18 protein-coding genes are annotated in these 24,145 nt (G+C 69.9%); 9 read left to right on the forward strand and 9 right to left on the reverse strand.

The annotated features are described in order from the left end of the window. The coding region (locus tag QNJ12_RS13440) for a hypothetical protein (protein WP_300623220.1) at positions 1-222 on the forward strand (222 nt) is incomplete at its 5' end. A 16-nt stretch (positions 223-238) separates the two neighbouring features. Here QNJ12_RS13440 and QNJ12_RS13445 read toward each other — a convergent pair. Beyond that, entirely contained in the window at positions 239-3,895 is a 3,657-nt protein-coding gene (locus QNJ12_RS13445; RefSeq protein ID WP_300623221.1) for a lamin tail domain-containing protein, read from the reverse strand. Between the two features lie 116 nt (positions 3,896-4,011). On the opposite strand from QNJ12_RS13445, the gene QNJ12_RS13450 reads away from it, so the two are divergent. Beyond that, positions 4,012-5,241 (forward strand): aminotransferase class III-fold pyridoxal phosphate-dependent enzyme, encoded by a 1,230-nt coding sequence (locus tag QNJ12_RS13450; RefSeq protein ID WP_300623222.1) that lies wholly within the window; start codon positions 4,012-4,014, stop codon positions 5,239-5,241. Between the two features lie 7 nt (positions 5,242-5,248). Continuing rightward, a complete protein-coding gene (locus QNJ12_RS13455) occupies positions 5,249-5,722 on the forward strand; it encodes a MarR family transcriptional regulator (RefSeq protein WP_300623223.1) in 474 nt (157 codons plus the stop codon). A gap of 9 nt (positions 5,723-5,731) precedes the next feature. Here QNJ12_RS13455 and QNJ12_RS13460 read toward each other — a convergent pair whose 3' ends face one another. Beyond that, entirely contained in the window at positions 5,732-8,107 is a 2,376-nt protein-coding gene (locus QNJ12_RS13460; protein ID WP_300623224.1) for an MMPL family transporter, read from the reverse strand. Between the two features lie 151 nt (positions 8,108-8,258). Between QNJ12_RS13460 and QNJ12_RS13465 the strand changes: the two genes are divergently transcribed. The 3 genes from QNJ12_RS13465 to QNJ12_RS13475 all read left to right on the forward strand — a co-directional run bounded on the left by QNJ12_RS13465 (position 8,259) and on the right by QNJ12_RS13475 (position 11,243). Then, positions 8,259-8,822, forward strand: a complete 564-nt coding sequence (locus tag QNJ12_RS13465) for a TetR/AcrR family transcriptional regulator (protein ID WP_300623226.1) — start codon at positions 8,259-8,261, stop codon at positions 8,820-8,822. Between the two features lie 46 nt (positions 8,823-8,868). Then, on the forward strand, positions 8,869-9,939 hold the full coding sequence (locus tag QNJ12_RS13470; protein ID WP_300623228.1) for an ABC transporter ATP-binding protein: 1,071 nt from the start codon (positions 8,869-8,871) through the stop codon (positions 9,937-9,939). A gap of 110 nt (positions 9,940-10,049) precedes the next feature. Continuing rightward, complete coding sequence (locus QNJ12_RS13475) at positions 10,050-11,243, forward strand: sterol desaturase family protein (protein ID WP_300623229.1); 1,194 nt, start codon at positions 10,050-10,052, stop codon at positions 11,241-11,243. 302 nt (positions 11,244-11,545) lie between these two features. Here QNJ12_RS13475 and QNJ12_RS13480 read toward each other — a convergent pair whose 3' ends face one another. Continuing rightward, positions 11,546-13,363 carry a long-chain fatty acid--CoA ligase gene (locus tag QNJ12_RS13480; RefSeq protein ID WP_300623230.1) on the reverse strand — a complete coding sequence of 606 codons (1,818 nt, stop codon included), beginning with the start codon at positions 13,361-13,363 and terminating at the stop codon, positions 11,546-11,548. Positions 13,364-13,449: 86 nt separating this feature from the next. On the opposite strand from QNJ12_RS13480, the gene QNJ12_RS13485 reads away from it, so the two are divergent. Both QNJ12_RS13485 and QNJ12_RS13490 read left to right on the forward strand, forming a co-directional pair. Next, positions 13,450-14,616, forward strand: coding sequence for a thiolase family protein (locus QNJ12_RS13485; protein WP_300623231.1), 1,167 nt, complete (start codon positions 13,450-13,452; stop codon positions 14,614-14,616). A gap of 88 nt (positions 14,617-14,704) precedes the next feature. Further along, positions 14,705-14,980 carry a hypothetical protein gene (locus QNJ12_RS13490; protein ID WP_300623232.1) on the forward strand — a complete coding sequence of 92 codons (276 nt, stop codon included), beginning with the start codon at positions 14,705-14,707 and terminating at the stop codon, positions 14,978-14,980. Between the two features lie 153 nt (positions 14,981-15,133). On the opposite strand, the gene QNJ12_RS13495 is transcribed toward QNJ12_RS13490, so the two are convergent. Next, positions 15,134-15,445 (reverse strand): cell division protein CrgA, encoded by a 312-nt coding sequence (locus tag QNJ12_RS13495; protein WP_300623233.1) that lies wholly within the window; start codon positions 15,443-15,445, stop codon positions 15,134-15,136. Between the two features lie 255 nt (positions 15,446-15,700). Here QNJ12_RS13495 and QNJ12_RS13500 point away from each other — a divergent pair, with 255 nt between their 5' ends. Continuing rightward, positions 15,701-16,279: an aminodeoxychorismate/anthranilate synthase component II gene (locus tag QNJ12_RS13500; RefSeq protein WP_300623234.1), complete on the forward strand. Its 579-nt coding sequence runs from the start codon at positions 15,701-15,703 to the stop codon at positions 16,277-16,279. A 276-nt stretch (positions 16,280-16,555) separates the two neighbouring features. Here the strand turns inward: QNJ12_RS13500 and pknB are convergent, their stop codons facing one another. The 5 genes from pknB to QNJ12_RS13525 form a co-directional block, all read right to left on the reverse strand. Continuing rightward, positions 16,556-18,700, reverse strand: a complete 2,145-nt coding sequence (pknB, locus tag QNJ12_RS13505; protein WP_300623235.1) for a Stk1 family PASTA domain-containing Ser/Thr kinase — start codon at positions 18,698-18,700, stop codon at positions 16,556-16,558. 193 nt (positions 18,701-18,893) lie between these two features. Beyond that, positions 18,894-20,435, reverse strand: a complete 1,542-nt coding sequence (locus tag QNJ12_RS13510; protein WP_300623236.1) for a penicillin-binding protein 2 — start codon at positions 20,433-20,435, stop codon at positions 18,894-18,896. Between the two features lie 166 nt (positions 20,436-20,601). After that, positions 20,602-22,005 (reverse strand): FtsW/RodA/SpoVE family cell cycle protein, encoded by a 1,404-nt coding sequence (locus QNJ12_RS13515; RefSeq protein WP_300623238.1) that lies wholly within the window; start codon positions 22,003-22,005, stop codon positions 20,602-20,604. A 15-nt stretch (positions 22,006-22,020) separates the two neighbouring features. Continuing rightward, a complete protein-coding gene (locus QNJ12_RS13520) occupies positions 22,021-23,484 on the reverse strand; it encodes a Stp1/IreP family PP2C-type Ser/Thr phosphatase (RefSeq protein ID WP_300623240.1) in 1,464 nt (487 codons plus the stop codon). A gap of 73 nt (positions 23,485-23,557) precedes the next feature. Next, complete coding sequence (locus QNJ12_RS13525; RefSeq protein WP_300623242.1) at positions 23,558-24,130, reverse strand: FHA domain-containing protein; 573 nt, start codon at positions 24,128-24,130, stop codon at positions 23,558-23,560. Positions 24,131-24,145: the final 15 nt, after the last annotated feature.

Below are 24,145 nucleotides of genomic sequence, written 5' to 3' on the forward strand. Positions count from 1 at the left end.
GAACTCGGGGTTCGTGGCGCGGACGTGCTGCGCCGGGTGGTGCCGTTCCGCAATCATCTGCTGGCGGGCATCGGGTTCGTGAGGCGCTGGCGCTCGCCGCTTGAGTCCGATGGACTCGAACTCGGGGTTCGTGGCGCGGACGTGCTGCGCCGGGTGGTGCCGTTCCGCAATCATCTGCTGGCGGGCATCGGGTTCGGCGAGGCGCTGGCGCTCGAGGTCTGACCGGTCGATGCCGGGCTCAGCCGAGCTCGATCCGGGAGCCCGACAGCTGGATGGTCGCCGCCAGCACATGGTCGCCGTGCAGCGACGAGCCGTTCACCTGCACCTTGCCGTTCGGTGCGATCAGCGCGCCGCTCCACGACACGCTGCTGCCCGAGACCCCGATCGCCGTGTCGTCGCACGACCCCTGGGTGGTGAACACGCTCGGCAGGCCGGGCTCGAAGGGCGACATCGTGACACCGCCCGAGATCGTGACCTTGCCCGTCGCCACGATCGTGACGCCCGTCAGGTCGGGCGCCGAACCGCTGATCGTGACATCGCCGTCGACGAGGTGGATGCCGGGCTCGACGGTCCCGCCGCTGACGGTCCAGTCGCCGGCGTGGCGACTCGTCGCGCGCCCGGCGAGTGCCTCGAACGTCCACGGCAGGGTCGGCAGCACGAGCGCGCCGTCCTGGACCACGCCGGTGGAGCCGACGCGATGGCCGATGTTCGCCTTCCCACCGTGCGAGATCGGACCGTCGACGACCACGTCCGAGCCCTGCACCAGCACGTCGCCGTTCGACCGGATCCCTCCGGCGACCGAGATGCTGCTGCCCGTCAGCTTGAGGCCGGTCTTGCAGGCCGCGTCGGCCAGGGCGAGCAGCCCGAATCCCGACGTCTCGGGCCGGTCCGGCGGCACGCTGCTGGTCGGCGGCGCAGTGGTGGTCGGCGGGACGGTGGTCGTCGTCGTGCTGGTCGCCGGCGTCGTCGGGGCGCACGCCTTCGAGTTCGTCGAGGCCGTGCCGCGGTAGCGGTTGGTCCAGTCGCCGTCGGGGATCACCTTGACGCCGCGTGACGGGATCGGCAGCCACACGAACTGGACCTCGGCGACGTCGATCGTGCCGGTGTGCAGCACGTTCCCGGCGATCTGCAGCCGGTAGCCGAGGGGTCCGGGACCCGACTCGTGGCGGACCCGGAACTTGTAGCGACCCTCGTGCTCGCCGTCGACGGCGGCGCACATCGCGGTCACGCGCACCTTGGCCTCACCCGTCGGTGCCGTCGTGGGCGGCACGCTGGTGGTCGGCACGGTGGTGGGCGGCACGGTGGTCGGCGGCACCGTCGTCGACGGCACCGTGGTCGACGGCGGTGGTGGCACGACACACGTGTTGGCGGCACCGGGCGTCCCGTGGTCGCCGCGTGACCCGTACTCGGTGACCGACGTGCACCAGTTGGCGGCCACGCTGTTGTCGGCCGAGAGCTCGCGCAGCGATGCCGACGACCCGGAGGTGAAGGGCAGCGGCCGGTCCACCGTCCATGTCACGCGATCGACCCACACGAGCTCGGCGTCGAGCAACGTGACCTCGTCCTCGCTGTTGGTGAGCGGGAAGTCGGCGCCGAACGAGTAGTCGACCGGGACGTCGCCGTTGATGGCCGGGTCGAGGTCGCGGCCCAGGACCGCGGTGTCACCGGGCTGCAGGACCCAGGGGTCACCCCGATCGATCGTGTGCCGGCCTGCATCGTCGTCGCGCAGGTGCCAGCCGTTGATGTCGATCGGTTGGTCGGCGTGGTTGGTCAGCTCGATCCACTCGCCGACCGTGTCGCTCGCCCCACGGGGATCGACGTGCAGTTCGCTGATCACCACGTCGCGATGCTCGAGCGGCGTGCAGTCGTTCGGCGCACCCGGGGTGCCGAGGTCGCCGAGCCCGTACTGGGGACCGGAGACGCACCAGCCGTCGGGCACATTGGCCACCGACGCACCGTTCGGGCGCAGCCAGGCACGGTCCCAGCGGACCGTGTCGACGGGCTGACCGTACTGATCGCTCACCGAGAGCGTGTCCGCGTCGTTCGTGAGCGCGACCGAGTCGGCGTAGGCGTAGTCGATCACGGCGCCGCCGTTGCGGCTCGCGTCGGCGGATCGGCCGAGCACGGCGTAGCCGCCCGCAGGCAGCACGACCGAGGTCTCGATGACGTGCAGGTCGGAGTCGCCGTCGCCGACTGACCAGCCGCGGAGGTCGACGTCGTCGGGGGTGGCGTTGCGGAGCTCGAACCACTCGCCGTCGCTGTCGCTGACTGCGGCCGGATTGCGCATGATCTCGACGATCGAGACGGCCGGCGGTGCTGGCGGTGCCTCGCAGGTGCCGAGCGTGCCCGGGGAGCCGAAGTCGCCCCCGGCCCAGCGGGCGGTCGATGCGCACCAGTTCGGCCCGAGTGCGTTGTCGGCCGATGGGAAGCCGAGCGTGATCGAGTGCCCCGACGGGATCGGGAACAGTCGGTCGGCGCTCCAGTCGACCCGATCGACGATGGCACCGTCGCGGTCGGTGAGGACGATGCGGCTCGATCGGTTGTAGAGCGGCAGGTCCGGTTCGGTGCCGTAGACGTATTGGGGGGTCACGTCGCCGTTGCGTTCCGTGTCGTCGGACGCTGCCAGCACGGCGAACTCGCCGGGCTCGATCTTGAGCGAGTCGATCGTGTGGACCTTCCAGTCGCCGGCGGTGACGGTCCAGCCGTCCAGATCGACGCTCCGGTCGCCGAGGTTGGCCAGCTCGAACCACTCGGCAGCCCGCTCACCCGTCGGCGTCTCCGGGTCGAACATGACCTCGGTGATCACGATCGGCGAGGCGCCGGGCGCGGTGCACCAGGTGGGCTCACCAGGTGTGCCGAGGTCGCCGTACGCCCACGGTGTGGTCGCCGTGCACCAGTTCGACGCCTGCAGGTTGTCCTCGCCCGGATCGATCAGCGACATCGACGCCCCGTTGGGGTCGGGGAACGATCGTCCGTTGTCCCACCGGACGCGATCGACCTGGATCCCGCGCGTGTCGGCGATCACCAGTTCGTCGAAGTCGTTGTGCAGACGCATCGCCCGCCCGTAGGCGTAGTCGACGCCGACGGCGCCATTGCCCTCGGTGGCGATGCCGAACACCGCGTAGCCGCCGGGAGCGACCACGAGCGGTGCGTCGACGGTGAACCGGTCGCCGTCGTCGTCCTTGACCGTCCAGCCCGCCATGTCGACGGGCTGATCGCCGTCGTTGAACACCTCGAAGAACTCGCCGGCGTAGTCGGAGGTCCGCCGGGGGTTCTGCAGGATCTCGGTGATCACGAGGGGCTCCGCCGGCTCACCGCACTCGTTGGGGGCGCCCGGGCTACCGAGGTCGCCCCGCGTCATGATCGTGGTCGACGGGCACCAGGTCGACACCGCATCGTTGTCGAGGAGGATGTCCCGCATCGCCAGCGAGCGGCCGGACGGCACCTCGATGCCGCTGCCCGGATGCCAGTCGACGCGGTCGATCTCCTTGCCGTCCTCGTCGCTCAGGATGATCCGGTCGCCGCGGTTGAGCAGCACGAGGGCGTTTCCGTAGACCCAGTCCGGTTCGGCGCCGCCGTTGGTGTAGGCGTCGGCGGTTCGCGTCAGCACCACCCGCTCGCCGGGTGCGATCGTCAGCGCCGGCAGCGTGACCCGGTCGCGCTTGCCGTCGGTGATCGTCCAGCCCTCGAGGTCGTCGGACTCGTCGCCGCGGTTGGTGAGCTCGATCCATTCCCCGCGCGAGTCGTAGACGTCGCGCGGGTTGATCATGATCTCCGAGACGACGACATCCGGTCCGATCGACGCGCCGGCCGTCCCGCCGGTCATCGTGATGGTCATCGTCCCCGCGCTCGCCATGGCGGCGAGGACACCAATTCCCGCTTTGGTGATTCGCACGGCATCTTCATCGGCCGGTGGCGGCGATCCGCTGCGTCAAGATTGGTTCAGGGTCTCCGCTGCGGCCGACCGCCGGAGGTGGGCCGTCCCGGCCGGAGTGTGCATAGGCTCGCGGTATGTCGCACCTCTCGAACGTGTGGTTCAAGGTGACCGACCTCCAGATCGCCACCGGTCGCGGGTGTCGGGTCACCACGGTCGATGGACACGACTACCTCGACTTCGCCGCGGGCATCGCCGTGAACTCGACCGGTCACTGCCATCCGAAGGTCACCGCCGCCATCTCCGAGCAGGCCGAGCGGTTGATCCACGGCCAGGTCAACACCATGACCCACGACCGGCTCGAGCCCCTCGCGGCGAAGCTCGCCGACATCACGCCCGGGCCCATCGACACGTTCTTCTTCGCCAGCTCCGGCGCCGAGATCACCGAGGCCGCGGTCAAGCTCGCGAAGCGGGCGACCGGGCGACCGAACGTGATCGTCTTCCAGGGTTCGTTCCACGGCCGTACCCATCTCGCGATGGCGATGACGACGTCGAAGACGTCGTACCGGGCGGGATACGCCCCGCTGCCGAGCGGCGTGTTCGTGGCGCCCTTCCCCGACCCGCTGGCATCGGACCAGGAAACGACGATCAACGCCTCGCTCCGCTCGTTCGACCGGTTGCTCGTGACGCAGACCGCGCCGGGCGAGACAGCGGCCGTCGTGATGGAGCCGGTGCTCGGCGAAGGCGGCTACATCCCGGCGCCGCAGGCATTCGTCGAGGGCATCGCCGAGCGATGCCGCGAGCACGGCATCCTCTTCGTCGCCGACGAGGTGCAGAGCGGCTTCGGTCGCACGGGCGAGTGGTTCGCCGTCGACCGGTTCGAGGTCGAGCCCGACATCATCTGCATGGCCAAGGGCATCGCATCGGGGTTCCCGTTCGCCGCCCTGGGTACCCGGCGCGAGCTCGACGACCTGTGGCCGACCGGCAGCCACGGCGGTACGTACGGCGGCAACCCGATCGGGTGCGCGGCGGCGCTGGCCACGATCGAGGTGATGAGCGAGCCGGGCTTCCTCGACAACGTGCGGGCCCGCGGCAACCAGCTCCGCGACGGCCTCAGCGAGCTGAAGGAGCGCTTCCCCGAGCTCCGTCAGGTCCGCGGGCCCGGGCTGATGGTGGCCTCCAGCTTCGACCACGCCGAGCGCGTGCCGCCGGTGCTCGAGCACTGTCTCCACGACGGCCACCTCATCCTGATGAGCACCGGCACCGACGGCAACATCATCCGCTGGATGCCCCCGCTCGTGGTGACCGCGGCCGAGATCGACGAGGCGGTCGACGCGTTCGCGGACGCGCTCAAGGCGACGGCCTGACGCACCGATGCCGCGCCTCGACGCCACACGGTTGACGGCCTGGCGCGAGCTTCAGTCGATCGTCAGCGACGTCGCTCGCGCGATCGACGACGACGTCCGGTCGGAGTGGGCGGTGCCGCTCGGCTCGTTCGAGGTGCTGGCGGCGCTGCGCGACCTCGGCGGACTGGCCCGCCCGATCGACGTGGCGGCCGCCATGCGGATCCCGCCGTCGAGCCTGAGCCGGCGCCTCGATCGGCTGGAGGAGGAGGGCTGGGTCGCGCGGCACCGCAACGTCGACCCCGACGACCACCGCGCCGTCGACGTCGAGCTGACGCCGCGCGGGCGGGCGCTCTGGCGCGAGATGAACATCACGTTCCGGCGATCGGTGCAGGAGCGCTTTGCGGCGCGACTGACCGACGACCAGATCGCCGCGGTGACCGCACTGAACTCGGTGCTGGGCACCGTCGCCGACGACGAGCTCGTCGACGACGGTGCCGGCTGAGCCGGGTGGCTACGAGACCGGCACCGGTTCTCGCACCTCGTCGGGTTCGTCGTCGGAGCGGTCGGGCGGGGACTCCGAGGGGGGAGCGTGCAGCTGGTCGAGCGCCGGGCCCTCGACGTTGAGGCGCGGCAGACGGCGATCGAGCCAACCGGGGATCCACCAGTTGCGGCTGCCCAGCAGCTCCATCGTGGCCGGCACGAGCAGCATGCGGACGAGCGTTGCGTCGAGGAGCACAGCCAGCGCGAGGCCGGTGCCGAACAGCTTCACGATGCGGTCGTCCTCGAGCAGGAACGAGCCGAAGACCACCACCATGATCGCGGCCGCGGCGCTGATGACCCGCGCTGTTGCAGCGAGACCGTCTGCGACGGAGTTGACGGCGTCACCGGTGCGGTCGTACTCCTCCTTGATGCGCGAGAGCAGGAAGACCTCGTAGTCCATCGAGAGGCCGAACACGATCGCGAACAGCATCATCGGGATGAACGGCTCGATCGGAGCCGCCTCGATGCCGGTCAGGCCGCCGAACCAGCCCCACTGGAAGATCGCGACCACGACGCCGTAGGCCGCCGAGATCGACAGCATGTTCATGATCACGGCCTTGAGCGGCACGAGCAGCGAGCGGAACACCATCATCAACAGCAGGAACGACACGCCGAGCACGGCGGTGTAGAAGATGATGATCCGGCCGCCGAGGAAGTCGCTGAAGTCGATGTTGGCGGGCACCGCACCGGTCAGGTTGGCCTCGACACCGGTGCCGTCGACGATCGGCGGGATCACGTCGTCGCGCAGGCGGAGCACGGTGCGCTCGGTGTCGGCGTCCTGCGGCGCCGTCTCGGGGATGATCTGCAGCAGGAACGCCTCGGAGGTCGCGGGGTCGTCCTGGTTGCTCGGGAACGGCGGCGAGACCCGGTTGATGCCCGGGTCGGCGGCGATCGCCGAGCTGAGCGCCTCCAGCGTGGCGGCGTCGCCCGGGTCGTCGACCTCGGCGGCGAGCAGGAACGGGCCGTTGAAGCCAGGGCCGAAGCCCTCGGCGACGAGCTCGTAGGCCTGCCGGGTGGTGGTCTCCTCGCTGAAGTTGCCCTCGTCGGAGAAGCCGAGCCGCAACCCGAGCACGGGGGCGCTGAGCGCGAGCAGCACACCGCCGCCGAGCAGCACGTACGTCCACGGCCGGGCCTGGATCTGATGGCTCCACCTGTAGGCGATGGTGTCGCGCAGCGGCCGCTCGCGCCGCGGTGGCACGATCTCGCGGAGCGGCTTCACGGCGAAGCTGGCGACGATCGTCGCCGCCGCGAAGATGCCACCGATCGCACCGAGCACTGGGATGCCGAGACCGATGCCGAGCAGCGCGATGGCCACGAAGCCCGCGGCGATCAGGCCGCGCCAACGGGTGACCTCGATGCGCGACGTGGTCAGCGAGATCATCGCAGGCAGCAACGTCATCGAGGCGACCAGTGTGACGGCGACCGTCGTGGCCGCGGCGATGCCGAGCCCGGCCACGAACTGCAAGCCGATCAGCAACATGCCGAGCAGCGAGAGCACCACCGTGATGCCGGCGAACATGACCGCGCGCCCGGCGGTGTCCATCGCCCCGAGCACCGCCTGCTCGGGGGTGGAGCCGGTCCGGGTCAGCTCGCGGTATCGGGTGACGATGAAGAGCGCGTAGTCGATGCCGACGCCGAGCCCGATCATGATGCCGATCAGAGGTGCGAAGTCGGGGATGGTGAAGGCGTTCGTCAGCAGTGTCACGAGGCCGATGCCCGTGCCGACCCCGGCGAGCGCGATGCCGATCGGGAGGCCCATCGCCAGCACCGAACCGAACGCAACGATCAGCACGACGATCGCGAACGCGAGGCCGATGAGCTCGGATTCGGGCGGCTCGAACTCGGCGAGCGCCTGGCCGCCGACCTCGATCCGCAACCCCGCGATCTCCGACTCGACCTCCGCGGCGAGCTCGTTGATCTCGACGCCGATCTCGCCCGACTCGGTCTGGTCGACGTCGTTCGCCAGGTTGACCTGCGCGAACGCGATCGTGCCGTCCTCGGAGATCTGCTGCGCGCCGAGCTCGGTGTACGGGCTGACGACGGTGACGCCGTCGAGCTCGTCGACCTCCTCGAAGACCCGGGTCATCTCGGCCTCGACCTCGGCGCGATCGACACCGTCCTCGGACTGGAACACGATCGAGCCGCCGAACGAGCTGCCGGCGCCGGGGAAGTACTCCTCGACGGTCTCGAAGCCGCGCGTGCTCTCGGAGGCGGGGGTCTCGAACTCGCCGTTGAAGGCGGAGCCGACGGCGGCGCCGACGGCGTTGGCGCCGACGATCGCGGCGACCCAGATCGCGACGACGAGCCAGCGGTGTTGGTAGCACCAGCGTGCGAGGGAGCGGTACATGGGGGTGGTACTCCTGTGGGTGGGTGATGGCGGTTCGGGCTGTTCTACTCCAGATCGCCGAGTAACGCAACGGAGCCGTATCGATATGTGGCATCCGTCACAACAGGACTGGGCACCTGGCCGGGGTATTCCGATACGGTGATGGTGCGATATGGCCCGACCGCTCAGCGAGACCGCACGCGCCAAGATGCTGTTGGCGACCCAGGAGATCGTGATGCTGCACGGCCTCGACGGGTTCACGATCGACGAGGTCAGCCGCCGGTCCGGTGTCGCGAAGTCGACGCTCTACCGGCACTTCCGGACCGGCGACGAGCTGCTGTTGGTCGCCGTCGACGATCTGATCGAGGAGGTCGATGCGCCCGACACCGGCTCGCTGCGCGACGACCTGCGCGAGATGCTGAACACCTTCATGGCGGTCGCCGGCAACCCGAAGATCCGCCAGCTGTTCGTCTCGATCCTCAAGCGGTCGATCACCGACCCCGAGTTCGCCGCCACGTTCCGCAACGTCAAGGAGCAGCGCCATGCGCCGCTGCGCGTCGTGCTCCAGCGGGCGATGGCGCGTGGCGAGGTCGATCCGAGCATCGACGTCGACCTGGCGATGCACATGGTCGAAGGCCCCTTCGTCTCGAAGCGGATGTTCGCCGACGAAGACGTGACGAGCCGCGACGCCGACGTGCTCGTCGAGCTCGTCGTACGGGCGCTGGCCCCGCGCTGAGCGCTCGTCGCGGGGCCGCTCTACGCTCGGCGGCGAGGGCAGCGAGATGACCCAGGTCGAGCTCCGGGACGTCACCGTCGAGAAAGGCGGCAGCGAGCTGCTGCGCGGCGCCGACCTGGTCGCCGAGGCGGGCACGGTCGTCGGCATCGTCGGGAGCTCGGGGAGCGGCAAGACGACGTTGCTGCGGGCGGTGGCAGGGCTCGACCAGCTGGCACGTGGCGCCGTGCTGTTCGACCACACCGACGTCACCGCCACGCAGCCGGGTGAACGCAACATCGCGATGGTGTTCCAACAAGCCGCGCTCTACCCGCACCGGAACGCACGCCGGAACATCTCGTTCCCGCTCGAGATGCGCCACGCCGCGCTCGAGGAGATCCGCCGGCGCGTCGGTGCCGAGGCGCGAGCGCTGCACATCGAGACGATCCTCGAACGTTCCCCGGACGAGCTCTCCGCCGGCGAGGTCCAGATGGTGCAGGTGGCGCGGGCGATGGTCCGCAGCCCGGCCGTGCTCCTCCTCGACGAGCCCTTCGCCCATCTCGACGCCGAGCGGACCATGCACCTGCGTCGTGAGCTGCTGATGATCCAGCGCGGGTTCGGCGTGACGGCGCTCGTCGCCACGAACGACCCGGTCGACGCGATGACGATGACCGACCGGATCGCCGTGATCGAGCGCGGCCGGATCACGCAGGTCGGCGCACCGCTCGACGTGTACGACGATCCGCAGACGGCGGCGGCCGCGTTCCTGACCGGTGACGCCGATGTGCTCGAGGTGACGGTCACGACCGACCGCGACGGATCGTGGCTCGAGCACGGTGGGTTCAAGCAGCGCGCCTGGCAGCCCGCGCTGCGCCGTCACGCTCACCGTCGGTTGCAGATGGTCGTGCGCCCCGAGTGGTGGCAGCTGGATCCCAACGGGACGATCGAGGTCGACGTCGATCGTGTGCACCGTCGTGGGGGCTCGACGCTGCTCTGGTGTCGCGTCGGTGGGCGACCGATGACGGTCACGTTGGCCGGGTCCGCCGGCCCGATGCCGCAGGACGGCGATCGCGTGCGACTCCACCTCGACCGCTACGTCCTGCTCGACCCGCTCGACGGCCGCCGGCTCGACCTCGGCTGACGACTGCGGGCGGTCCGTCACGCGCACGGGCCATCGGTCACCGCTCGACGAGATCGCCGCTGACGCCCACCGAGTGAACCGGTTCGGGCACCGGCCTCGACAGGATGGGCATGGACACCCCGACCACAGTGAGCACGCTGCCGCCGCCACGGTTCGACGCCTTCCCCCCGCCCCCGCCACCGCCGCCACCGCCGGCGCCACACGGTCCTTCGAAGCCGCCGTCGCGGCAGCGCCTCGCCCGGGTCGCACGACTGACGCTGATGGCCGCCGCGATCGGACTGGCGTTCCTCATCGACAGCGCGATCTTCACCGGCGTCATCGTGCTGTTCGTCCTGATCGTGCCGTTCGAGAAGATGTACCCACGCCAGAAGGGCCAGCGCATCCGGCGGCCGCTGGTCGGGACCGACATCAGCTACGCGCTGCTCGGCCCGTTGCTCAACGTCGTCGGCATCGTCGCGCTCGTCGTCATCGGCGGGCTCAGCCTGTTCTGGCTGCCCGGCCTCGCGCTGTCGCCGCTGGTGGGCCTGATCCCCGCCGCCGCGCTGCCGTTCGTGGGCTTCCTGATGTTCGACTTCGTCTCGTACTGGACGCACCGGTTCGCCCATGAGGTGCCGTTCATGTGGCGGTTCCACTCGGTGCACCACTCGCCCGAGCACATGGACTGGGTCAGCGGGTTCCGCATCCACCCGTTCGACGGCGTCGTGATCGCGCCGGCGTTCTTCTTCCTGATCGGCGCCGGGTTCGATGCCGAGCTGGCCGGCGTGTTCGCCGTGTTCCAGATCATCCTCGGACTGTTCTTCCACGCCAACGTCCGGTTCCGGTGGCGCTACCTGGACAAGGTCGCCGCCAATCCCGAGTTCCACCACTGGCACCACTCCAGCGAGGACGATGCCGTCGGCCACAACTACGGCGCGGCCCTGCCGTGGTGGGACCTGCTGTTCGGCACGTTCTTCATGCCGAAGCACACGACCGGACGTCGCCCCGCCCGCTACGGCGTGTCGCCGCAGCTGCCGAACCACCTGCTGGGCCAGCTCACCTACCCCTGCCGTGGCGCCCGCCGCCATCTGTGGCTCTGGCGCCACCCGATCCTCGCCGTTCGTACCCTCGCCGCGGCCACCCGCAACCTGCTCGTCGACATCCGGCGGTCGGCGTTCCGTCCGACGCATTCGATCCGGCGTGAGGCGAGCCCCGGCGTGTTCTCGACCAACAGCTCGCTGCTCGGACCCGACGCCGTGCCCAAGCCGGCCAAGAAGCCCCTCCCGGCCCGCCGCCGCGGCGAGCCCGCCGCCTCGATCACCGCCTGACCACGGCAGGTCTCCCCGCGGCAGGCGGAGGGCCATCGGCCCGAGCCCGTGCGCAGCCCGATCGCTTGTGGTCGACGTGCGGTGGGCGAGCGCCGAAGCGGCGGCGCCGAGGGCGCCGTTGCGGAGGTGGCGAGCTTCGGCAGGCGCAGCCAGTCATCTCGCCGAACCGGCCGCCAGCCTCGGGCAGGGAGGCGAGGAGCGCGCCAGTCCTCTGCGAGAACTGGTCGCCCCGCAGCTCCGGGAGGGCGGCCGCTACATCAGCGACGAGCCCGCAGGGCTCGCCGCCACGTGCGCAGCCCGGTCTACGCGTACATGGATTCGATCTCGTCGGCGTACCGGGCGTGGATGCCGCGCCGCTTGAGCTTGGACGTCGGAGTGAGCAGGTCGGAGTCGGGGAGCCACTCCTCGCCGAGCAGCACGAACTTCTTGATCTGCTCGACCTGCGCGAACTGCTGGTTCGCCTCGTCGACGCCGGCTTGGATCACGGCGCGGACGTCCGGGTCCTCGGCGAGCTCGAGCAGCGACATGCCCTCCTTGCCGTTGGCCGCCGCCCAGATCGGAGCGGCCTCGGGGTCGAGCACGAGCAACGCGGAGCAGAACTTGCGCTGGTCGCCGATCGCGCAGGCCTGGCCGATCAGCGGGATCATCTTGAGCGCCGCCTCGAGGTTGGCGGGGCTGATGTTCTTGCCGCCGGAGGTGATGATCAGCTCCTTCTTGCGGTCGACGATCTTGAGATAGCCCTCGTCGTCGAGCTCACCGATGTCGCCGGAGTGCAACCAGCCGTCGATGATCGTCTCGGCGGTCTTCTCGGGCTGCTTGAGGTAGCCCTGGAACACGTTGCCGCCGCGGGCGATGACCTCGCCGTCCTCGGCGATCGCGACCTCCATGCCGGGGATCGCCTGTCCGACGTAGCCCGGCTTGTTGCGCAGCGGTGTCCACGTCATCGGACCGGTCGACTCGGACATGCCGTAGATCTCCGAGAGCGGCACGCCGATCGCGTTGAACCACTCGAGGATCTCGGCCGGGAGCGGCGCCGCGCCGGTGATGGCCAGCTCGATCGCGTCGAGGCCGACCAACCCCCGCACGGCCTCGAAGGCCACAGCATCGAGGAACGAGAGCGTGTCGAGCTGCTCCTGGGTGGCGGTGCCGTCGAACTTGGCGCGGTTGATCTCGATCGCCGCTGCGACGCCGTCGTTGAACTGCTGCTGCTTCTCGGGGTCGGCGGCGAGCGCGGCGTTGACGCCGGCGTAGATCTTCTCGAACACCCGGGGAACGCCGAACAGGAGCTGCGGTTGGACCTCCTTCAAGTAGGGCATCAGCTCGTTCGGATCGGGGCAGCAGGCGACCTCGTAGCCGAAGACGAGCGTCCCGTAGTGGCTGGTCGCCCGCTCGGCGATGTGCGCCATCGGCAGGTAGGACACGACCCGCCACCCCTGCGCCTCCTCGTGCGTGCGCTCGAAGCACTCGAGCAGCAGCTCGACGGTGAACACGATGTTGTACTGGCTCAACATGACGCCCTTGGGCGGCCCGGTGGTGCCCGAGGTGTAGATCAGCGTGGCGAGGTCGTCGGGGCTCGTGGCGTCGCCGAGTGCATCGAGGTCGGCCTCGCCGTGGCCGAGCAGGTCGGCAGCCGCGAACACGCCGTCGGGGAGTGGACCCTCGGGCGGGTGGATCACGTAGATCTGCTGGAGGTGGGGTAGCTCGTCGCGCACCTTGAGGACCCGCTCGAGGAACGAGTCGTCCTCGAGCACGGCGACCTCGGCCTCGGCGTGATGGGCGAGATACTGGATCTCCTCGGGCGAGGAGGAGTTGTAGATCGACACGGGTGTCGCCCGCACGAACTGGGCGCCGAGGTCGAACCAGTGGAAGTCGGGCCGGTTGCGCATCATCAGCAGGACCCGCTCGCCGGGCGTGACGTCGTTGGCGGCGAGCCCGGCGGCGACCCGTGCGGCGAGGCTGCGGACGTCGCTGACCGTGAACGTGTTCCACCCGCCGTCGGCGGTCATCGACTTCAACAGCGTTGCGTCGGGGTGTTGCTCGGCGAGTTGCAGGAACTGCTTGGGGATCGTCAGGCCCGCGACGCGGGCGTCGATCTCGGATGCGGTCGAACGCGCTGTCATGGTCTCCGATTCTCGCGTGACCGGCGTCACGGTCGCCAGAGGCGTCCGACTCTGCGGATCCCGGTGGCGGCGAGCAGACTCGCCGGATGCACACCGCCGTGATCGTCGACGCCGTTCGCACGCCGCTCGGCCGTCGCAACGGCAAGCTCAGCGGCTGGCATCCCGTCGATCTCGCGGCCGAGACGCTCCGCGCGATCCAGGAACGCAACGACCTCGATCCCGGAGTGGTCGACGACGTCGTGTTCGGCTGCGTGATGCAGGTCGGCGAGCAGGCGGCCAACGTGGCCCGCAACGCGGTCCTCGCCGCCGGTTGGCCCGAGGCCGTGCCGGGCACCACGGTCGACCGCCAGTGCGGCTCGAGCCAGCAGGCGGCGCACTTCGCTGCGCAGGGCGTGATGGCCGGCGCCTACGACGTCGTCGTTGCCGGCGGGGTCGAGGTCATGACGCGCGTGCCGATGGGCTCGTCGATGGCCGACGGCAAGTACGGCTATCCATTCGGACCGAAAGTCAGCGCCCGCTACGCCGACCAGGGCGGGCTCGTGCCACAGGGCATCTCGGCCGAGTTGATCGCCGAACAGTGGTCGATCTGCCGCGACGCGATGGACGAGTACGGCGCCCGTTCACAACACCTCGCAGCGATGGCCAGCGACGAGGGGCGCTTCGAGCGCGAGATCGTCCCGGTGGTCGGCACCGACGAGCAGCTCGTGACCCGCGACGAGGGACTCCGGGCGACCGACGTCGAGACGCTCGCCAAGCTGAAGCCGGCGTTCGTCGCCGAGGAGGACGGTGGCCGCGTGACCGCCGGCAACTCGTCGCAGATCACCGACGGCTCGGCAGCGCTCCTCATCATGAGCGAGGAGAAGGCCGACGCGCTCGGTCTCACGCCGCGGGCCCGTTTCGTCGACTTCGCGCTCGCCGGCACCGATCCACGGCTGATGCTCACCGCGCCGATCCCGGCCACCTCGAAGGTGCTCGACCGCGCGGGTCTCACCCTCGACCAGATGGACGTGGTCGAGATCAACGAGGCGTTCGCAGCGGTCGTGCTGGCGTGGCAACGCGAGCACCACCCCGACATGTCGAAGGTCAACCCGAACGGCGGTGCGATCGCACTGGGGCACCCGCTCGGTGCCAGCGGCGCCCGTCTGATGACGACGCTCGTCAACGAGCTCGAGCGCTCCGGCGGCCGGTTCGGTTTACAGACGATGTGCGAGGGCGGTGGCCTGGCCAACGCCACGGTGCTCGAACGCCTCTGAACAGGTGGTTCGCGGCGCTGATCGCGGCGGCTCGAACCGGTCGCGCGCTCGCCCACAGCCCTTGGGGATAACCCGGTAGCGTGGGCCCATGATCCTCGCCGTCACCCTGGGGAATGTGATCTGGATCATCGCCGGCCTGTTGATGATGGTCGTGCTGTGGAAAACGGGGATGGCGATGCTCACGGCACTGTCGGCGCCACCGGTGCCGCCGGCCGAGCCCGGTGAGCTCCGCAAGGTGAACGTGAGGTATCGGTGCGATGTCTGTGGTGTGGAACTGAAGTTGACGTTGGCACCCGACGAGGATCCGCCGCCTCCGAAGCACTGCCTGGAGGACATGACCGAGGTGGCGCCGCTCTACGACTGACCGTGGCCGACCGACCGCAGGTTTCCCACAGTTCTGTGGATAAGTCTGTGCGGAACTACAGCTGTGTCATTCCCAGAGTGTGGACAATCGACGCCGAGACTGTGGATCGAGGACCCGGCGCAGGGGCCGGCCGACGGCGCGTTCGCAGGGTCGCTAGCGCCACTTGGTGGCGGTGTAGAGGCCGCCGAGGATGCAGCCGAGGCCGACCAGCGTCAGCCAGTTGTTGCCCGTGAAGACCAGGTTCCGCAGGATGATGATCACCATCCCGGCCAGGAACAGCGCCACCATCAGCACGGGCACCCACTGCTTGGGCGCCTTCATCTCCGAGGTGACCGGCGGCGTGTAACGCGACGACGTGTGCACGCCGGCGACGTTCTCCTCGGGGTTCGCGAACTTCTGCTCGCCGGGTCGAGTGCCCTTCGGCGTCGTTCGCCCGCCACCGGTCTTGCGCTTGGGAGGTGCCACGGGGCGAGTCTAGGTCGTCACTCGCTCGCTTTGCTCGGCTCCGTTCCTCCCTGTTGTGTTGACGGCCTGCGGCCGACCCAATCCTGATCGACCGACCGGCAGAGCCGGATCGGTCGACGGTGGAGGGGGCCGACCATTCGCCCCCTCCATGCCACCCCCACCGCGCTTCGTTTGGCGCCGGCCTGTGGCCGGGCGCCTCTCCTGGTCTGACAACTGCTTGCGGCGCGGGGCGAGCTTCTTCGTAGGCTCCCGCTCGTGGCGCGGGTGCTCGTGATCGATTCGTATGACTCGTTCGTGTACAACCTGGTGCAGTACCTGGGTGAGCTCGGGGCCGATCCGGTGGTGCACCGCAACGACGAGATCACCGTCGACGAGGCGCTCGCGCTCGAGCCCGACGGCGTGCTGCTGTCACCCGGGCCAGGACGTCCCGAGCACTCCGGCATCATCTGCGAGGCCGTCACCGCGTTCGCCGGCGCCGGCACACCCGTGCTCGGCGTGTGCCTCGGACATCAGGCCATCGGCCAGGTCTACGGCGCCGACGTGGTGGCTGCGCCCGAGCTCATGCACGGCAAGACGTCGCCGATCGAGCACGACGGCGCCGGCGTGTTCGCCGGGCTGCCGTCACCGCTGACCGCCACGCGGTACCACTCGCTGGTGCTCGACCCCGGCACCGTGCCCGACGTCCTCGACGTCACGGCCCGATCGGTCGACGGGGTGGTCATGGGCGTGCGTCACCGTGACGTCGACGTCGAGGGTGTGCAGTTCCATCCCGAGAGCATCCTGACCGGCTGCGGCCACGACCTGCTCCGTAACTTTCTCGCCAGAACGAGCTGAACGGGCTGCGCACGGGCTCGGCCTAGACGTTCGGGCTGCGCACGGGCTCGGGCCGGTAGCCCTCGCCTGCCGGAGCTCGGCTGCGACCAGCTCTCGTCAGAGAACTGGCGTGCTCCTCACCTGCTCGGTGTCGGGGTCGCGATCGCCGCTGTCGAGATGGCCGGCTTCGCCTGCCGTGCTCGCCGTCTCCGCTCTGCTTCGACGCTGCGAGCCCTCCGGGCTCGGCCCGCCGCACGCGTGCGCACGGGCATCGGCGACCGGCGAAGCGTTGTCCAGCTAGGCCTCGGTCGTCGTGGTGGTCGACGAGGTGGTGGTGGTCGTCGTCGTGGTGGTCGTCGTGGTGGTCGTGGTGGTGGTCGTCGGGGGCACGGTCGTGGTGGTGGTGGTCGACGTGGTCGTCGTCGTCTCGGCCACCCGTGCCTGGCCGACGACGATCTGCACCGTCGTGCCCTTGTCGATGTCGTCGGTCGGCGGCACGCTCTGCTCGAGCACCGTGCCGTCCTGCGGGTCGCCCGGTTCGAGCTCCTGGTACGTGACGTCGACCTCGAGCCCGCGCTCGTCGAGCAGGTTGCGGGCCTCGCCCTCGGAGAGCCCCACGAGGGGCGGCACGCGGACCTGGCCCGGCCCGGCGCTGACGATCAACTCGATGGTGCTGCCCTTGTCGACGAGGGTGTTCGGCGGCGGGTTGGTGCTGATCACCACGCCGGCCGGGATCGCCTCGTCGACCTGTTCGGAGATCGTGACCACCAGGCCGAACTGGTCGGATTCGAGCAGTGCGCGGGCATCCTCGACCGGGTCGTTGATCACCGTCGGTGGCACGGCGATCTGGTCGGGCCCGCCCGAGATGAAGACGGTGACGACCCGCTCTTGTTCGACGCGGGTGTCCGCGGGCGGGTCGGTGCGGATGACCAGGCCCGCGGCGATGTCGCTGAGCTCGATCTCCTCCTCGATCTGGAATCCGGCGCTACCGAGCACGTTGCGGGCTTCCTCGAGGGTGCGCCCCTCCACGTTGGGGATCGCCACGAGCGCCGCGGTCGGGCGGTAGTACAGCTGGATGACCTGCCCCTCGGCAACCACGGTGCCGGCCGGTGGATCGGTGCGGTGCACGAACTCCTCGTTCACCAGCGGGTTGTCCTCGGCGATCGACTCGAACGGCAGGTTGAGGGCCTGCAGCGCACCGACGACGGTCTGCAGCGGCTGGTTGGTGTAGTCGTCGAGGGTGAGCTGTGACGTGGTCTCGGACTCGCGCGTGAGGCCCTGGTAGAGCAGCACGCCGCCGGCGACGAGGGCGACCAGCGCGACGAACGCGGCCAGCGCGTACCAGCCGGTCCGCGAGTTGTTGTCCTGGTAGTAGGTGGCGTCGGCGGAGGCGCCGGGCGGGTAGGCGGTCAGGTCGGGGCCGGGTTGCGTCGGCATCGCCGCCGTCGGCGCGCCGGCGATCTGCGGGTGTGCGGTGGGAGCCGCCGGCTCGCGCTCGGCGATCGGCGGGGTGGTGTCGACCGGTTGCGTCGGTGCGGTCGGTCGGGGGACGCCGCCCGTCGGCGTCGGGCGCGCGGCGGCCGCCACGAGCGCCTGCACCTGCTCGCCGTTGCGGAACCGCCTGAGGTCGTCGCGTAGCGCGTGTGCGCTCGGATAGCGCAGCTTCGGGTCCTTCGCCAGCAGCTTGGCGATGATCGCCTCGAGCGGTCGTGGCACACCCTCGACGATCTTGTTGAGCGGGGTCGGCTGGTCGTGGACCTGCTTGTAGGCGATGCTGACCGGGTTCTCACCGGTGAACGGCGGCCTGCCGGCCACCATCTCGTACATCACGATGCCGAGCGAGTAGAGGTCGCTGCGCGGGTCGGGCTGCGCCCCTTGCGCCTGCTCGGGGGAGAAGTAGGACGCGGTGCCCATCACCGAGCCGGCCTGGGTGAGGTTGGACTCGGTGGCGGAGTTCATTGCTCGCGCGATGCCGAAGTCGGCGACCTTCACCTGACCGTTCGAGCCGATCAGGATGTTCGCCGGCTTGATGTCGCGGTGCGCCAGGCCGGCCTCGTGCGCGAAGCCGAGCGCTGCGGCGACCTCGGACGCGATCTCCGCGGCCTGCTTCGGGGTCAGCTGCTTGTTGGTCTTGAGGATCTCGGCGAGCGTCCGACCCTGCACGTACTCCATCGCGATGAAGTAGGTGCCCTCGTACTTGCCCCAGTCGTAGACGTTGACGATGTTCGGGTGGCTCAGGTTGGCGGCCGCCTGTGCCTCGCGGCGGAAGCGCTCGACGAAGTTCGGGTCGACCGCGAACTCGGGGAACAGCACCTTGATCGCGACCTGCCGGTCGAGCAGCAGGTCACGTGCCATGAAGACGTCGGCCATCCCGCCGCGTCCGACTCGTTTGTGGATCTCGTAACGGTCGTTGATGACCGTGGCGTCGCCGCTGTTGCTCATGAGGAATACCTGGTCCGCGTCGCCGTGTGGCCGGCCCGCAGACCGTTGCACGAGGTTACCGACGCCGGGCGGAGGAACACCGTCAACGCATGAGCGCGATCGAACCGCCCGCGAGCACGCTGCTCACTGCCGCTGCGCACGCTGATGACTGCCACAGAATCCGGGGCGGCGCGGCGAGGTGGCGGCGGTTGCCTCATGGCCCGGACTCGCCGGACGTGTCGGATTCGGGCGCCGGGTCCGGTGTCGCGGCGGGGGGCGGGTCGATCTTGAAGACCTCGTCGAGCATCGCCTTGGCGATCGGACCGGCCAGGCGGCCACCGGTGCCGGCCGAGATCTCGGCGTTGGTGCCCTTCAGCATGACGGCGACCGCGTACTTCGGCTCCTCGACCGGCGCGAAGGCGACGATCCAGGCGTGCGAGCGCTCGGGCTCGCCCGGGTTGTTGAGCTGGGCCGTGCCGGTCTTGGCGGCGACGCTGATCCCACCGTCGAGGCCGATGCAGCAGCTGGCCGTGCCGTTCTCGGCGACCTGCACCATGAGGTCCTGCAGGATGCCGGCGGTCTGGCGGCTGACCGGGCGCTGCCACACCTCGGGCTGCGTCCGGTCGATGATGCGGCCGTCGTTGTCGAGCTCGGCGTCGACGACGAACGGCGCCATCATCGCCCCGTCGTTGGCGACCGCAGCGGCGACCATCGCCATGTGGACCGGCACCATCTGGTCGTCGTTCTGCCCGAACCCGCGGATCGCGAGCAACGGGAGGTTGTCGTCGATGTCGGTGAAGTCGCCGATCGTGCTCGCCGCGGCACCCGGCAGGTCGATCGGGATCTCCTCGCCGACCCCCCAGCGCGCGATGCCCTCCTGGAAGCGGTCGGCCCCGAGCTCGAGGGCGGTGCGTGCGAACGGGGTGTTGCACGACCGTCGGAACACCTCGGTCAGGTCGCCGCCGCAGATCGAGCCGGCGTAGTTCTGGATCGGGTCGCTGGTCTGCGGTGGGAGGAACTCGCGCTCGTCTTCCCAGAAGCTGTCGAGGTCGATCACGCCGGCGTCGAGGGCGGCGCCGGTCGTCAGCACCTTGAACGTCGACCCGGGCATGTACCGCTGCTGGTAGGCGTTGGCAAGTAGCGGATCGCGGTCGTCCTCCTGCAGCTCGGTCACGTAGTCGAACGCGGTGTCGTAGTCCGGGTCGGCGACTCGATTCGGGTCGAAGCTCGGGTAGCTCCACATCGCCGTCACGGCGCCGGTGTCGACCTCCATCATCACGATCGAGCCCTCCCGCGGGCCGAGCAGGAACTTGGCGACGTTCTGCATGTCGTGGCGCAGCGTCAGGCGCAGCTCGCCCGAGTTGTCGCGGCTGCCGAAGATGTCCTCGAACGCGCGGACCTGCTGGGTGAACGTGTCACCGGTGAGGACGTCGTTCTTGGTGCGCTCGAGCTGGGTGCTGCCGAGGCCGAACGTGTGGTAGCCGACCACCTGGGCGAAGAGGTCGCCGGTCGGGTACTGGCGCTGGAACTTGACGTCGCTGTCGCCGGGCGACTGGATCGAGCGGGCCAGCACGACACCGTCCCCGCTGACGATCGGGCCCCGCGGCGTGTCGAACAGTCGGACCAGCGCACGGGTGTTGCCCGGCTCGGCCGCCAGCTCCTCGGTGCGGTTGACCTGCCAGTAGTTGAGCGCCGCGAACAAGAGCACGTACAGCGCGATGAGCGCCGCGGCGAGCTGCCTGATCGCCCTATTCATGATGGCGGGCTCCAGCTCCGCGCGGCTTCGCTGTCGCGCCGCTGTGCGCCTCGTCGCTGGCGCTTCCCTCGGCGCCTGCCGTTGCATCGTGCGACGAGTCGAGGAACGAGAGAACGGCCGATCTCCCCCGTCGCCGGACAGATCCCACTCATGAGACGGATCTCGTTCATGAGACGACCTCGTGCATCTCGGTGTCGGTCAGGCCTGACTGGCGGCTCCGGCGGCGGAGCTGCCAGGCCGCCCACCGTTCGCGCGGCGTCGGGTCGTCGGCGCGCTCGCCGAGGCGGATCGCGCCGGCGTCCGACAGCCGCAGCAGCAGCGCCAGCAGGATGTAGTTGGACAGCAGCGACGAGCCGCCGTAGCTGACGAACGGCAGGGTGATGCCGGTCAGCGGGACGACCTTGACGACGCCGCCGATGATGATGAACGCCTGCACGCCGACGATGGTCGTGAGGCCGACCGCAAGCAGCTTCTCGAACGTGCGGTCGGTGCGCAAGGCGATCCTCAGCCCGGCGCCGATGAGCAGCAGGTACGCCATCAGCACGCTCGTCGCGCCGATCAGGCCGATCTCCTCGCCGAGCGCGGCGAAGATGAAGTCGTTCTGCGCCTCGGGCACCTTGTCCGGGCTGCCACGGCCCAGGCCGGTGCCGGTGATGCCGCCGTCGCCGAAGCCGTAGAGCGCCTGGACGATCTGGAAGCCCTTGCCGTACTCGTCGGCCCACGGGTCGAGCCAGATGTCGACGCGGGTCTCGACGTGGCCGAACAGCCGCCACGACGCGAACGCGGCGGCGCCGAACAGCACGAACCCGATGACCAGGTAGCTCGAGCGCTCGGTCGCGACCCACATCATCACGACGAACAGCGTGAAGAACAGCAGCGACGAGCCGAGGTCGCGTTCGCCGACCATCACCATCACCGAGAAGCCCCACGCGACGATGATCGGTGCGATGTACTGCAGCTCGGGCAGGCGCAGCGGGCCGATCTTCCACGTGGACGCGGCGATCAGCTCGCGCCGCTCGGCGAGGTAGGCCGCGAAGAAGACCGCGAGCGCGAGCTTGGCGAACTCGCCCGGTTGGAAGTTGAGCGGGCCGACGCTGACCCAGATGCGGGCGCCGTTGATGTTGACGCCCAGACCGGGGACCATCGGCAGCAACAGGAGGACGGCGCCGGCGAAGAACAGTGTCCACTTGTAGCGGGCGAGATCGGTGGCGCGCTGGACGAAGAGCAGCGTGGCGACGAACGCCGCGATGGCGACGAGGCTCCACAGCGATTGCAGGCCGGCGAGCTCGTCGTCGAGGCGCGTGATCATCACGTAGCCGAGACCGTGGAGGAGCACGGCGAGCGGCAGCATCGTGCCGTCGGCGCCGCGGGCGAGCAGGCGCACTGCGAGGTGGGCGACTCCGATCAGCACCAGGAGCAGGGCGAGGAACGGACCGATGCGGGCGGGGATCACCGCGTTGGCGCCAAGGGACGCGAGTGTGTAGGCGACACCGGTGATCGCAGCCGCCATCGCGATCAGGGTCAGCTCAGTCGAGCGCCGGGCCTTCACCAGGCGGGCCGGGACCGGCATCGCCTCGTTCGTCACTCAGGGCCCCGCGGTGGTGGGCGGCGTGGTGGTCGGCGGTGTGGTGGTCGTCGGCGGCGTGGTTGTGGTCGTGGTCGCCACCGTGGTCGTGGTGGTCGTGGCCACGGTCGTGGTCGTCGCCACGGTCGTGGTGGTCGTCGTGCTCGTCGTCGTGGTGGGCCGTGTCAGCCGCTCGGCGACGAAGCGCTCGGCGCTGGCCTGCGACTCGAAGTCGGGTTCGGCGAGCACGAGATCGACCGACGGTTCGTCGAGTTCGTCGCGGCTGAACGAGCCGGTCGCCTCGCGGGTCGGCTCGAACCACAGCACCGACTTGCCCTGGTAGATGCCGACGGTCCCGTCGTCGTCGAACGCGACGAAGTAACCGCTGCGCGCCCACGCCGAGAGGATCGCGGCACCGAGGATCAGCACGGCCGCGACACCCAGCGCGATGACGAACCGCGCCAGGGCGGCGCCACGTCGCCGCTTCGGTGCCGGCTCGGCGGTGGCATCGCTCGCGGCGGCCGTCGGCGTCGCGGCGATGGCCGTCGTCAGGTCGTCGACGGCGGCCGGAGGCTCGTCGAGCTCGAGGTCGTCGCCGTCGCCGTCATCGTCGTCGAGGCGCTCGCCTTCGTCGAGGCGCTCGCCTTCGTCGAGCGGGTCGGCGACGATGCGGTGCTCGCCGGTGGTGTCCTGGTCGTCGTCGGCCCACAGCGGGATGACGTCGAACTCCTGGGTCGGGTCGGGCGGATCGTCGCCCTCGAGCACGTCGACCACGACGACCGTGATGTTGTCGCGCCCGCCGGCGTCGTTGGCGGCGTCCACGAGCGCCTGTGCGGCGGCCTCCGGATCGTCGGCGTGCGCCTTCAGCACGGCGGTGATGGCGTCGTCGGTGACCTCGTCGACGAGGCCGTCGCTGCACAACACGAACCGGTCGCCACGGATGATCGGCATCGACCACGAGTCGACGCGCACCGCTGGCTCGATGCCGAGGGCCCGCGTCACGATGTTGCGGCGCGGGTGGGTGCGGGCCTCGTCGCGGGTGATCGCACCTTCGGCCACGAGCTCCTGGACGAAGCTGTGGTCGACGGTGATCTGCCGCAGCCGGCCGTGGCGGAGCACGTAGCTGCGCGAGTCGCCGACGTTGGCGACGCCGAACACCTCGCCGTCGTGCGGGTCGGCGACGACGGCGATCGCGGTGACCGTCGTGCCCATGCCCGCCTGGTCGGGGTTCTCGACCGAGCCGTTGTAGATCTCGACGTTCGCTTCGCCGATGGCGGCGACCAGGTCGTCCAGCGTGTTGTCGGCGGTCATTGGCATCCGCTCGTCGAGGCGGGTCACGGCCATCTCGCTGGCGATCTCGCCGGCGAGGTGCCCGCCCATGCCGTCGGCGACGACGAACAACCCCTCGCCTGCGTGGGCGTGGTCCTCGTTCTGGGCGCGCAGCTGGCCCTCGTGCGACGCGCTGCCCCAGCGCAGTACGGCCATCAGCGCTCGCTCCGCGGGTCGGCCGAGCCTGACGGGGCGCTGGCCGTGCGGCACCAAGTGGCCGTGTCGGCGCTCACTGGGCCTCCAGCACGGTGTAGCCGACCTGGATCCGGTCGCCCGTCGAGACCGAGCGCTGCATGTCGATGCGGGCGCCGTTCAGGAAGGTGCCGTTGCGGGACTCGATGTCGTCGACCACCACGTAGCCGTCGGCGAGCGAGATCGTGGCGTGGTGGCCCGAGATGTAGGAGTCGTCGGTGATCTGGATCGTGTTGCCGTCGTCGCGGCCGATCGTGACCTTGGCGGTGATGGCGTAGGCGGTGCCGCGGCGGTCTTTCGGTTCGAGCACGACGAGGCGGGCCGGGATGCCGCCGCGGCCTTTGCCCGGCTTCGGCTGCCGGCGGCCGCGTCGCCGTTGCTCGGCCTCACCCGCCGACGCGACCGCGACGGCGTGCGCGGCTGCATGCTCGCCCCCCGCCGGCTGCTGCGACGGTGGCTGCGGCTGGTGCGGTTGTGGCGGCTGGTAGTCGCTGCGCGCGTTGGCCGGTTGACGTACCTCGCTCCAGACCGCCCACAGCACGCGGGCGAAGAACAGGTACAGCAGTGCGAGCAGCACGAGCTTCAAGATGTCGAGTACCTGGTCGGTCATGGCGCGTCGATGGTA

The sequence above is a fragment of the Ilumatobacter sp. genome (assembly GCF_030065885.1).
GTDB lineage: Bacteria > Actinomycetota > Acidimicrobiia > Acidimicrobiales > Ilumatobacteraceae > Ilumatobacter.